Origin of the sequence: Candidatus Spongiihabitans sp., assembly GCF_965237845.1 — a bacterium.
In the GTDB taxonomy this organism is placed as follows: Bacteria; Pseudomonadota; Gammaproteobacteria; order Arenicellales; family Poriferihabitantaceae; genus Spongiihabitans.
Genome location: NZ_OZ250154.1, coordinates 147,870 through 159,541 on the forward strand (window position 1 = coordinate 147,870; position 11,672 = coordinate 159,541).

13 protein-coding genes and 1 pseudogene are annotated in these 11,672 nt (G+C 46.1%); 7 read left to right on the forward strand and 7 right to left on the reverse strand.

Annotated features, from left to right (window positions below; all coding sequences use genetic code 11):
* Window positions 1–25: 25 nt before the first annotated feature.
* The 4 genes from merF (at window position 26) to ACPXXB_RS00770 (ending at window position 2,634) form a co-directional block, all read left to right on the forward strand.
* A complete protein-coding gene (gene merF / locus ACPXXB_RS00755; RefSeq protein ID WP_423908330.1) occupies window positions 26–244 on the forward strand; it encodes a mercury resistance system transport protein MerF in 219 nt (72 codons plus the stop codon).
* On the forward strand, window positions 223–453 hold the full coding sequence (locus ACPXXB_RS00760) for a GDCCVxC domain-containing (seleno)protein (RefSeq protein ID WP_423908331.1): 231 nt from the start codon (window positions 223–225) through the stop codon (window positions 451–453). The genes merF and ACPXXB_RS00760 overlap by 22 nt, the downstream gene beginning before the upstream one ends.
* A gap of 61 nt (window positions 454–514) precedes the next feature.
* On the forward strand, window positions 515–1,696 hold the full coding sequence (gene bmt / locus ACPXXB_RS00765) for a betaine--homocysteine S-methyltransferase (RefSeq protein WP_423908332.1): 1,182 nt from the start codon (window positions 515–517) through the stop codon (window positions 1,694–1,696).
* Entirely contained in the window at window positions 1,693–2,634 is a 942-nt protein-coding gene (locus tag ACPXXB_RS00770; RefSeq protein ID WP_423908334.1) for a histone deacetylase family protein, read from the forward strand. The genes bmt and ACPXXB_RS00770 overlap by 4 nt, the downstream gene beginning before the upstream one ends.
* A 28-nt stretch (window positions 2,635–2,662) precedes the next feature.
* Here ACPXXB_RS00770 and ACPXXB_RS00775 read toward each other — a convergent pair whose 3' ends face one another.
* Both ACPXXB_RS00775 and ACPXXB_RS00780 read right to left on the reverse strand, forming a co-directional pair.
* Window positions 2,663–3,649, reverse strand: coding sequence for an ACP S-malonyltransferase (locus ACPXXB_RS00775; RefSeq protein WP_423908336.1), 987 nt, complete (start codon window positions 3,647–3,649; stop codon window positions 2,663–2,665).
* A gap of 35 nt (window positions 3,650–3,684) precedes the next feature.
* The gene (locus ACPXXB_RS00780) at window positions 3,685–3,954 is read right to left on the reverse strand and encodes a hypothetical protein (RefSeq protein WP_423908338.1); all 270 of its coding nucleotides are present in this window, start codon (window positions 3,952–3,954) and stop codon (window positions 3,685–3,687) included.
* A 249-nt stretch (window positions 3,955–4,203) separates the two neighbouring features.
* Here ACPXXB_RS00780 and folD point away from each other — a divergent pair, with 249 nt between their 5' ends.
* Window positions 4,204–5,091, forward strand: a complete 888-nt coding sequence (gene folD, locus ACPXXB_RS00785) for a bifunctional methylenetetrahydrofolate dehydrogenase/methenyltetrahydrofolate cyclohydrolase FolD (protein WP_423908339.1) — start codon at window positions 4,204–4,206, stop codon at window positions 5,089–5,091.
* Between the two features lie 87 nt (window positions 5,092–5,178).
* Here folD and ACPXXB_RS00790 read toward each other — a convergent pair whose 3' ends face one another.
* A complete protein-coding gene (locus ACPXXB_RS00790) occupies window positions 5,179–5,793 on the reverse strand; it encodes a c-type cytochrome (protein ID WP_423908341.1) in 615 nt (204 codons plus the stop codon).
* A 455-nt stretch (window positions 5,794–6,248) separates the two neighbouring features.
* Between ACPXXB_RS00790 and yihA the strand changes: the two genes are divergently transcribed.
* Together yihA and ACPXXB_RS00800 are read left to right on the forward strand one after the other, a co-directional pair.
* The gene (yihA, locus tag ACPXXB_RS00795; RefSeq protein WP_423908342.1) at window positions 6,249–6,866 is read left to right on the forward strand and encodes a ribosome biogenesis GTP-binding protein YihA/YsxC; all 618 of its coding nucleotides are present in this window, start codon (window positions 6,249–6,251) and stop codon (window positions 6,864–6,866) included.
* Between the two features lie 161 nt (window positions 6,867–7,027).
* Window positions 7,028–7,669 (forward strand): hypothetical protein, encoded by a 642-nt coding sequence (locus tag ACPXXB_RS00800; protein ID WP_423908344.1) that lies wholly within the window; start codon window positions 7,028–7,030, stop codon window positions 7,667–7,669.
* A gap of 327 nt (window positions 7,670–7,996) precedes the next feature.
* Here the strand turns inward: ACPXXB_RS00800 and ACPXXB_RS00805 are convergent, their stop codons facing one another.
* From ACPXXB_RS00805 to ACPXXB_RS00820, 4 genes and pseudogenes are all read right to left on the reverse strand, one after another.
* Window positions 7,997–8,857, reverse strand: a complete 861-nt coding sequence (locus ACPXXB_RS00805) for a DNA-methyltransferase (RefSeq protein ID WP_423908346.1) — start codon at window positions 8,855–8,857, stop codon at window positions 7,997–7,999.
* A gap of 566 nt (window positions 8,858–9,423) precedes the next feature.
* Window positions 9,424–9,639 carry a hypothetical protein gene (locus ACPXXB_RS00810; protein ID WP_423908348.1) on the reverse strand — a complete coding sequence of 72 codons (216 nt, stop codon included), beginning with the start codon at window positions 9,637–9,639 and terminating at the stop codon, window positions 9,424–9,426.
* Between the two features lie 14 nt (window positions 9,640–9,653).
* A pseudogene (locus ACPXXB_RS00815) lies at window positions 9,654–10,228 on the reverse strand (DNA-methyltransferase).
* 65 nt (window positions 10,229–10,293) lie between these two features.
* On the reverse strand, window positions 10,294–11,574 hold the full coding sequence (locus ACPXXB_RS00820; RefSeq protein WP_423910846.1) for a glutamate-5-semialdehyde dehydrogenase: 1,281 nt from the start codon (window positions 11,572–11,574) through the stop codon (window positions 10,294–10,296).
* Window positions 11,575–11,672: the final 98 nt, after the last annotated feature.

Consider the following 11,672-nt stretch of genomic DNA (forward strand, 5'->3'; position numbering starts at 1 on the left):
CTTCACAATGAATCATTATTAAATAATGAATCAAATTAAATCCAAGCAATCCGGATTACTAAAAACCGGAATCATTGGCAGCATTATCGTTGCGCTGTGTTGTTTTACACCTATTCTCGTGGTGTTGCTCGGTGGCCTTGGGCTTTTCGCTGTGGTCGGGTATCTTGACTTCGCGCTGTATCCGGCTCTGGCATTTTTTATTGGCATGACTATATTCTCGTTATGGACACAATCGAAAACGTAATCCTGCAATCCACCATTACTTGCCCCCACTGCAACCACGAAGAGCAGGAGATTATGCCAACCAATATGTGCCAGTGGTATTATGACTGCAAAGGCTGTGGCATCCTGATTAAACCGAAACCGGATGATTGCTGCGTATTTTGTTCTTACAGCACAGAGGCCTGTCCACCGATGCAGTTGGATGCCCGGTGTTGCATCAGGAAATCCTGAGACTTAATCTGGTGCCGCATCTGGCGCACTCCGTTTGAAACAGGTCTAGCGGATTTCACGCATGTCTGGATTACTGGCTAAATTACTGGAGCAACGCGGCGTGCTTTTGGCTGACGGCGCGACCGGATCAAATTTATTCGACAGAGGGTTGCAAACCGGAGACTCCCCCGAGCTGTGGAATGACATTCATCCCGACCGCATTGCAAAAAACTATCAATCCTTTATTGACGCTGGTTCAGATATTATCTTAACCAATACCTTCGGCGGTAGCCGACACCGATTGAAACGACATGATGCGGTCGAGCGGGTGTCCGAACTGAACGTCAAAGGCGCGCAGATTGCCCGACAACAGGCAGAAAAAGCAGACCGGGAAATTGTCATTGGGGGTTCTATAGGCCCCACTGGTGAAATCTTGCAACCGCTGGGGAATCTTAGTGTCGCGGCGGCGGCGGATGCATTTGCAGAGCAAGCGCACGCTTTAAAACAAGGTGGCGTGGATATCTTCTGGATTGAAACCATGTCGTCCAGGGAAGAGGTTGAAGCGGCCGTGATCGGCGCTTCCCGAGCCGGTCTGCCCATGGTCGTAACTTTCAGTGTCGATACCAACGGTCGAACCATGATGGGACTGTCCCCTGCGGACATCGTGAAAATCTGCCTTGAAATGGAAAAAATGCCTTTTGCGATTGGCGCAAACTGTGGTGTGGGCGCGTCGGAACTGGTTGCCGCCATAGTCAATATGCGACATGCTCTAATACAGCAAGATATAATGCAGGAAAAAGTTGAAACGATCATTATTTCTAAAGCAAACTGCGGGATTCCGGAATACATTGACGGTAAAATCGTCTACAGCGGCAGCAAACAAGTCATGGCGGAATACAGTCGATTGGCAGTGGATGCCGGAGCCAGGATAATTGGCGGTTGTTGCGGCACCACGCCAGATCACATAAAAGCGATGCGCAAAGCCCTGGATCACCACCAAAAACAATCGCCGCCAGATCTAGAAATTATTGAAAACAAACTCGGAAAAGTTTCATCTGGCGCGAAGGCACAGCTACGCGGTGAGTTGAGCATTGCAGCCGGGTCCCTCAGTGACCGGGGCGAGCGCAAAACCACAAGGCTACGCCGACGACTGCATGGATACAAAAGGGACAACCCCAAGGATGGAGGCGGTAGAACTGGGTCTGGAACAGAAGTCGAGAGCGACGCACCAAGCCAAAGCCGCAACCGGGAAATGAATTTTTGAATACCGCTTTTATATACGATCCGATATTTCTGAACCATGATACTGGAGCGGGCCACCCTGAACGCAGTCAGCGTTTGAGCGCGGCCTATAATGTGCTTAGCGCGCAGCCGTGGTTCAGTAATCTACAGTGCCTGAAAACAGCTAAAGCGGATTTGCAATGGATTGGCGCGGTCCATGATGATCGGTATATCGGTAGAGTGAAACAAGCCTGCGATCTGAAGCAACGACATATTGATTCACTGGATGTCTCGATTTGCAAAGCGTCTTATGATGTGGCGTTAAACGCGGTGGGCAGTGTTTTGGCGGTTGCCGATGAAGTCATGGCCAATAAAGTGGACAATGGATTCGCCATGATTCGGCCGCCAGGGCATCATGCCGAGGTAAATCTGGCGATGGGATTTTGCTTGTTCAACAGCATTGCAATTGCCGCCAGATACCTGCAGAAAAAATACCGCTTGGAGCGGGTATTGATTCTTGATTGGGATGTGCACCATGGCAATGGCACTCAGCATATTTTCGAACAGGATTCTTCGGTGTTTTATATTAGTGTGCATCAATTCCCACACTATCCCGGAACCGGGGCGCTTGCTGAAACCGGCATTGGCGAGGGCCAGGGCGCGACGCTAAATTGCCCGATGAGTCCGGGCTTGGGGGATGAGCATTATCGCCAGGCTTTCAAGGAAATTATACTGCCCAGGGCAAAAACCTTCGCCCCGGATGCGGTGCTGATTTCCGCTGGATTCGATGCCCACAAAGCCGACCCGCTGGGTTCCATCAATCTCAATAGCCAAAGCTATGTATGGATGACGCAGACGATGATGGAACTGGCCGATCAGTGTTGCGAGGGACGGTTGATTTCGGTGCTTGAGGGCGGCTACGATCTCAGCGCACTGGCCGAATCCGTCACCGAACACGTCAAAACGATGAGTCAGTCTTAACCAGCCATGCGTAACCAGCCAGGCGTAACTAGCCAGTCGTGATGGACGTCACCGTTTCCTGTAATGTTGCGAGATTAATTACCGATAGATAGTGCGGCGGCGAGTCCGCGCCGCGGAAAGTTTTTTTAACGATACTTTCGAGATTAGGACGTTTTTCCGCCGCGCTTGCACCCTTTCCGAGCCCGCCACCGAATTCGATCATCACTTCCACTCCAGTCTCACCGGCGGTTACCAGATTCTTGTGCCATAGCACCGGGTTAAACAATTGCAAAAATAATCGGGACTTGATAGCGTTGATATCGGTGTCATGCACGCCGCCGGTAAAATTTGAAAGCACATCAATCTGGGGCGATTTAAAATCGGCCTGATCAAGCGTTTGCCGAAATCGTCTTGCCGCTTCCACCATATAATAGGTGTGGAACGCGCCTTCAGTTTTTAATCGGGCAGACCGCTTGCCGGGAAACTTTTCCGCCATTGTTGACACCAGAGCGTCTAAATCTTCAGCCGGCCCGCCAACAACATTTTGGTTAGGCAAATTGCAAGCCGCTATGCCGCAATAGTGTCGTTCAGCCAGCGACTCGGCCGACTCAAGATCAATCATTAACGCTTCCATTCCGCCTTCGCCATATTCCCCCATCAGCTCGCCTCGTGTTTTCACCAGTTGCAAAGCGAGCGCAAAGCTCAACGAGTTTGCGCAGACCAATGCGGAATACTCCCCCAAACTGTGGCCCGCGGCCAAGTTGGGCGAAATCGCATTATCAGTGTGTTCAGCAAACGCTCGGCAACAAGCAATGGAATGGGTGAGTAATACAGGTTGGGTAAATCGGGTTAAATTTATCTGATCACCCGCATCATCGAAAGATAATTTGGCGATGTCATAGCCAAGAATCTCGCTCGCTTCGCCATAGGTGTCGCGCACAATTTCAAATTCATCGAATAAATCCTTGCCCATGCCGGGGTATTGTGATCCTTGACCGGGGAACAGGAAGGCAATGCCTGCTGAGGTTAAGGCCATGATTATTAGGGGGCTAGGGGCGGGGAACGAGAACCTTATTCCTTTTCTTTAATCTCGAATCCCAACATTCTTAAAGGCTCGTTGGTTGGATGTCCACCGCTAGCAATACCGGGATACGACAACCATTTTTCTTTTTTATATTCTGCGTGTGCTATTTGCAAGACCAATTTCGGTGGATACTCTTCGTCTTCGTGTACCAGGTTGTACTTTGTACTATTACGTTTTGGATGCCAGCCGATCATTTTTAAAAGCTTAATAGCCGTTAAAACGTGGTGTTGTTCTATATGTTCAATTTCTGTGCTCATTAGTATTTTATCCAAATAGTGAAATAAAAAAATCCCGCCAAACAACACTGCAAACGGATTATACAACAAAGCGGGCGTGATGGCAGTAATTTTTAGGGGGTTCTTTTGATTTCTTGAAAGAACTTCCCATTGTGCGAAGTCGAACCCCCTAAAATTGCCCCTAAAATGGGTACAATACAGCACTTAATTAATTTCGATATCTAATTAAAATCACAACCTCATTATTAACTTCATTAGAATGATAAAAAAATGTCAATGGTCATTGATGGAAAGGCGTTCGCGGCAGGTTTGCGCGAGCGTGTAGCGCAAGCAGTCAAAATAATCGGCAGTCAGAATGGCGTTACGCCGGGACTGGCGGTTGTTTTAGTCGGCGAAGATCCGGCCAGCCAAGTGTATGTCAGAAACAAGGGGAAGCAAACCGTGGAAGCGGGCATGGACTCTTTTGAGTATAAATTGCCAGTGGACACGTCCGAACAGGATTTGCTGGCTTTGGTGGCGCAGTTGAATAATGATCCGGCGGTAAACGGCATATTGGTGCAGTTGCCCCTGCCAAAGCATATCGATGCATCCAAAGTCATCAATTCAATCAGCATTGACAAAGATGTGGATGGCTTTCATACTGAGAATGTTGGAAAACTTTCTATCGGCGAAGATTCTCTGGTGCCTTGCACACCGGCCGGATGCCTGATGTTGTTAAAAGATCATATCGGCGATTTGACCGGCAAGAATGCGGTCATTGTCGGTCGTTCCAATATCGTAGGCAAGCCCGTTTCGATGCTGTTATTGCGCGAAAGCTGCACCGTTACCATTGCTCATTCCCGCACCCGCGACCTGCCGGCGGTTTGTCGCCAGGCAGATATTGTGGTTGCAGCGGTCGGCGTCCCTGAACTAGTGAAAGGCGACTGGATTAAATCCGGCGCGGTTGTTATTGATGTGGGAATTAACCGAGTGGACGGCAAAGACGGCAAAAGCAAACTGGTCGGCGATGTCGATTATGCGGCAGCGATGGAAGTTGCGGATGGGGTGACCCCGGTGCCTGGTGGCGTGGGGCCGATGACCATCGCCTGTTTGCTACGTAACACGGTTATTGCCACATGCAGGAAGAACGGCATTGAAATCCCTTCAGTGATAACCTAAAGCATGGTTGCGATGGAATTTCGCAGGGCACAAATCCTTGTGGCTCGGTGGTTGCTCGGCGTGCCCGCAAAAGGCGCCCCTGCAAGATTAATGTAATGCCGAGATATACAACGCCAGTTGCTTGATTTGTTGTTCACTAAGCGGAAAAGCGATAGGATTCATTATCGGGCTGTTTCGCTCCCCGGATTTGAACGCCAATAATTGCGTTTCGATATAGCTTGCATGTTGACCGGCCAGTCTCGGAAAGTTGGGAGGAATGCCGCTTCCTGACGGGCCGTGGCATCCCATGCACGCTGGCACATTGAATTCGGCGCTGCCACCACGAAAAACCGCTTCGCCGGCTCGCGCTTGTTGCTCCTGGTCAGCGGTTATGGATCCGCCGGAAATTTGTTGTTCCGAATAATAGGCATCCAGATCAGCCATGTCTTGTTCAGACAAGGCGCCGACTATCCCGCCCATTATTGGATCTGTCCGCTCGCCAGACTTAAAATTAGCCAGTTGCGCGGCGATATAACCGGCCACTTGTCCGGCAATTTTAGGAAACTGGGCAACCGGACTATTGCCATCGGCGCCGTGGCAAGCCATACAAGTAATCGACTTTTGCTTTCCTGCTTTAGCATCACCGGATTGCGCCGCGCTGTTCGCGTTAATCGCGAATGCGAGCGCCAGAGAAACCATCAAAATTTTAAACATGCGAATCATTGTGAAACCTGGTTATTGATTTGACCCAGAGCTTGCTTTCAGGCTCGAAAATAAATTATTTCACCCTTTTTAACAATATTCTTAGATTAGGGTACAAGTATACCGTGAATTTAAGTTATTCATTTTCAGTTTGGCTCGTGCCGTTTCCTTTAAAATAAACATGTATCAGGTGCACCCTTTTTAACAATATTATTAGATAGGGCGCAAGTATACCGTGAATTTAAGTTATTCATTTTCAGTTTGGCTCGTGCCGTTTCCTTTAAAATAAACATGTATCAGGTGCACCCTTTTTAACAATATTATTAGATAGGGCGCAAGTATATCGTGAATTTAAGTTATTCATTTTCAGTTTGGCTCGTGCCGTTTCCTTTAAAATAAACATGTATCAGGTGCACCGACCGGGAGAGAACACGTAAAATCAAGCGCGAATTATATCAACAATTATTGCTAAAAACTTGGCCACGATCGCCCCAATAGACTTCACCAACGCGAGTTACGCTTTGGCAGCGCACTACCCAAGCCAATGGCCACCGGACATAGGCGCGGAAGTGGCGTTCGCCGGGCGCTCAAATGTGGGCAAGTCCAGCGCGATTAATGCAATTACCAATCAAAATCGCCTGGCAAAAACCAGTAAAACCCCAGGCCGAACCCAACAAATCGTGTTTTTCGAGTTACAGGATTCGTTGCGGTTGGTGGATTTGCCCGGATATGGTTACGCCAAAGCGCCCGCGAATTTGCGAAAACACTGGCAGGAATTTATTTCCGACTACCTATCCGCTCGTCAATGCTTGCGCGCCTTAGTCATGCCAATGGATATCCGCAGACCGCTAACCGAACTGGATATCATCATGCTGGAGTATTGCTGGGAGATCGAGTTGGCGGTGCATGTGCTGCTGACCAAGGCGGACAAATTCAAGCGCGGAAAGGCGTTAAATATTTTGCAAGCCGTAAGCAAGGATTTGCAATCCCAACCGCAGACCACAGTGCAGTTATTTTCCGCGGCAAATAAACAAGGCGTGGATGAGGCGCGGAAACATTTGACCGGATATTTGCATGAAAATGTGGTGACTTAGACCTTGTTTGTCTCATATGCGGTGAACCCGGACAGGTGCTGTATTATATTTGGCACCGGGCAACGCGGGAAGGGAGTTAAGTCACCTAAACGCTATATCCACATGCTTTTCTGACGTAACGACCTCAAGACAATGGTCAACCAACATAGGAGAAATAGAAAATGAGCAATCAGACGAGTTCGGATTTCACGATTATTCTTAGTAGTTTTACTTTTCCCAAGGATCTCGATAACAAACGAGCTAATTTCCGTTTTGTAGTTGATCTTCGCTACACAAATGAAAAAGGAGCTTTCGCAGTTGCAACCGCGGTGATGCCTGGTTTGGATACGTGGTGGGAATGCGCCACCAATAAAAGTGACAAGCCGAATTTTGTTCGCAAAGGGGATTCTTCCGAATTCGATATTAATAAAATCGATGAATGGGACAAAGTTGCTCTGCGGGTCAAGGCCCAGGTGCTCTACCAGATTCAGGTCAAGGTCATAGATGTAGACCGACCGAATCTCTGGGACAAGCTTTCAGACGCTTTTGGCAGAGTCATCAGCTCCCTATTTGGGACGGCGAAAGGAAAGGTCGGAGGTATACCTACGGTTGGAGGAGCTATTGGATCAGTTCTTGAGGATGTCCAATCAAGGGTCGCCAAAATGTTAGCAGGTGGCGATAAAGTTTTGTTCAAGAGGGGAATGAATATAGAATATCTTGACACTGACAATAACATTATTAAAATTTTCGGAGATGGAAGTACGGACAATAAAAAAAGTGCAAATAAGAAATATACGATTGGCTTTGAAGTAGAAATTAAGTAAAGGCTAGGCCGTGCATGACGAAAAGATGGTTCCGACTAGGGCCAACACTTTCACAAAAAATCCCAGAGCTTGTAGCGACGCATAAATCCCCTTCTACTCATCACCCCGACCACACAGTGGCGTTGGGGACGGCTTGCTGGATAGACTTATTCTTGGGCCGACCAGAATTCCATCGCCCCACTGCCGAAGGCCGGCTGCGGGCGTTCATTTTGCGAGCATTGAGCTTCAGCAAGACCTCCCGCCAACGGTAGACTCACGCACACCGTCCTCAATAGTCATCAGGCGCTTCTGACCCGTTCATTGAGCCCAATCACCGCCAAGGCACACTCATTTCAAGCAACCGCTGAGGGTTTTACTGCAAAGATCATAGTATTCCTTGTTTTTTTCACAACCAATAAAATTTCTATTAAGGTTGTGGCTTGCTATTGCTGTCGTTCCGCTACCCATAAAACAATCTAACACCAAATCGCCTTCATTAGAACTGGCTTTAATTATCCTTTCTAACATATCCATTGGTTTGGGCGTTAAGTGGGGCATTTTCTGTACTTTTCCATTCACTTTTCTTTTATGTCTTTCACTGCTAAAGCGCCATATTTCTGAACATAATCCGCCATCGGGATTTGGGTACCATCTTTTGCCGTTTTTTAAAATCCCTTTCTTGGCGGCATGTTTCATCCTGTCTATGCTCTTGTAGGGCTCTCTGATGGCATCAAAATTGAAGGTGTGTTGTCCTTGCGTAAAAAACAAAATGGTCTCAGCGCCACTGACATATTTTGTTTTCGCAGCGCTGATCCCATCTTGTTTATCCCAAATAATCCAATTTCTAAAAGTCATTTTTTTCTCTACCAAAAATTGCAAAATGTACGCGGAATTGAGAGGAGTATTAAAAATATACAAACTGCTGGAGCGTTTTAATTTAGGAATGAGCGTCTCTATCCAGGAAAAAGTGAAATGCAAAAAATCATCTTGACTTCTAAAAGTATCCCACCTGGCTTTTTTCATATTGTATGGCGGATCAACAACGGCTAAATCAATTGACTTATCCTCCACTTTGGTATTGAGAAAATCAAAAACATCCAAATGATAAATTTTATTAATTTGCGTTTCAGACTCAGATTCTTGTTTAGTTTTCAAAGATGATTTCAGGGGATGAAGCAGATCCAATTGAATAGTTTTATCGGTTTTCATTGTCTAGTCTCAATGTGGAATCATCATCTGACGCAAACCCGTCGCACCAAGCAATAACGCTGATAGTGTGCTTAATGCTCTTAACATAATTACCGTAAACATTTCTGGCTGTTGGCTCTTTTATTTCGTTGAAATATGCAACATATTTTTCATTAAAAATAGTAGGATTTTGGAGTGATCGATAAACGTGCACCAAATTGACAATGGTCTCCAAATCATCATCATTGTATGCATGCGTCGCAAAATAATTAAATTCGTCTAAAGTTAGATGATTCAATCAATGCAGTAATCTTTTAGTAAACTGAACAATGTTCAAACCATTGAAAGAATAATTGAGAAAGTAATTAGTGTATAAGTCTTTCACACATTCTAAATTTTCACATTGATTAATTTGTATTCCTAAATTCGTTAGACACAACACCTGTTTGTTAAGTTTTCCAGTTTGTTTAATTGGATGACAACACCAACCAAATTTTATGAGATAGTTTTTCGCTTGCCTGACAAACAATTGATGATGCGAAGTTTTTAATTCTTTTCTTTGGAAATTACTGTTTTCCACAAACTGGTCAAGCAGTTTTTTTGATGCCTGATAATTGGGTAATGCCCATATCAAAACTACATAGCAATTTTGTGGGTTTATCTTTGATTTTTTCCAAAATAATGTCCACACCATTTTCTCTAACATAAGCAACAACAAAAAGCATTTCATCGGCCTTATCTATTTCGGCAGTAATGACATCTTGATGATTATTTAAATGAACAATCTGGTTTTGAACAAACATGAGAAATCTCTTTTTTAAACACTGTTTAATTTTTTTTCTATAATTTCTTTATAGTTTTCCATTATTTCATAGCCAATATATTTCCGGTTTAACTCTTTGGCTATTTTTAAAGTCGTACCACTTCCTGCGAATGGGTCTAATACAACATCTTCTACATAAGAAAATAATTTTACACATCTCCTTACTATACCTTCTGGCATAATCGCCGAATGGTCGCCAAAGGCTAAATCATTTTTATTCGGTATAGGTATATCCCAAATTTGTTTGGTGTATTCAGTCCATTCTTTTTGTGTTAATTTGCTTTTTTCTTCATAGGCATTAAGGGAGTATTTATAACTAATTTTCCATTTGGTTTTAATACTCTTTCACATTCATTCCACACTTTTGACAGTTCTTTTATGAAAGTTTGATAATTTTTTATATCCCCTATTTGATTTGTATTTTTTCTCGAGTGTGTTTCATCTTGATAACCATTTTTGGAATAGTCTTTGATATTGAAATAAGGAGGTGATGTGACGATTAAATCGACAGTTTTGTCTGGAACATCGTCCATTCTTTGGGAATTTTTGAAATATATTCTATTATTCATGTCTTTCTACACTTATCCCCACATCCACTGCTGTCCCATAAACCTGAAACAAAAAAGACCTCATCCTAAGGTCGAATATGACCATCCCCAATGACGATATATTTCTGGTTGGTCAATCCCTCAAGGCCAACCGGTCCGCGTACGTGGAGTTTGTCGGTACTAATCCCGATTTCAGCGCCGAGCCCATACTCAAAGCCATCGGCAAACTGAGTTGACGCATTAACCATTACCGAACTGGAATCCACTTGCCGCAGGAATTTGTCCTGCTTCGCTTGGCTTTCGGTGATGATGGCGTCGGTGTGGTGCGAGCCATAATTTTGAATATGAGCAATCGCCTGATCGATTCCATCGACGATGCGCACCGATAAAATCGCATCCAGATATTCGGCGCTCCAATCCTCTTCGGTCGCCGGTTTCAACGCCGGGATAATTTTCCGGCTTTTCTCGCAGCCGCGCAATTCCACACCTTTTTGTCGAAACTGCCTGCCCAATTCCGGCAGCGCTTTATCTGCCACGGCTTCAGCAACCAGCAAGGTTTCCATTGCGCCGCAAACGCCATAGCGGCGGGTTTTGGCGTTATAGGCGATTTTAATCGCTTGATCGATGTCGGCCTCATCATCGATATAAACGTGGCATAGTCCTTGCAGATGCTTAATCACTGGAACCGTGGCGTCTCGACTGACCCGCTCGATCAAACTTTGCCCGCCACGCGGCACAATGATATCCACATACTGGGACAGGGTAATCAACTCGCCAACCGCAGACCGATCGGTTGTTGCTATCAGTTGAGCGCAATTTGGAGCAAGCCCGGCTTGTTCAAGCCCTTGAGCGAGACACTTTCCAAGCGCAAGGTTTGAGTTAATCGACTCGGAACCACCGCGCAAAATCACGGCATTGCCCGCTTTGAGACAAAGAATCGCCGCATCAATGGTAACATTGGGACGTGATTCATAAATGATTCCAATGACCCCAAGCGGCACCCGCATTTTTCCGATTTTTATGCCGCTGGACTGTTCAGTGAGTGCCGTCATCTCACCCACCGGATCATTTAACCCGGCGACCTGCCGACAGCCTTCCGCAATCGCCTCAACTCGCTCCTGATTTAATTCAAGCCGATCGAGTAACGCGCTGGTCAAACGGCTTTGCCTTGCATCTGCCAGGTCCTTTGCGTTTTCGGCCAGGATAGCGGCGCAATTTTTTTCAATCGCAATCGCAATGCTTTCCAGCGCAGCATTCTTTTGATGCGTGGTTGCCTGAGCAATAACTTTCGCCGACTGCACCGCGGCGCGGCCAAGCTGGTGCATATAGTTTGTTATATCCAGGTTTTTTGCGGTACTCGATTGCATGTTTATGTGTTGTGCCTGTTTATATAGGTCGATTGCGGACAGATTGTCAGGATTGTAAAAGAAATAGCGCCTTATTTCGATGGTTAAATGTCTCGGCA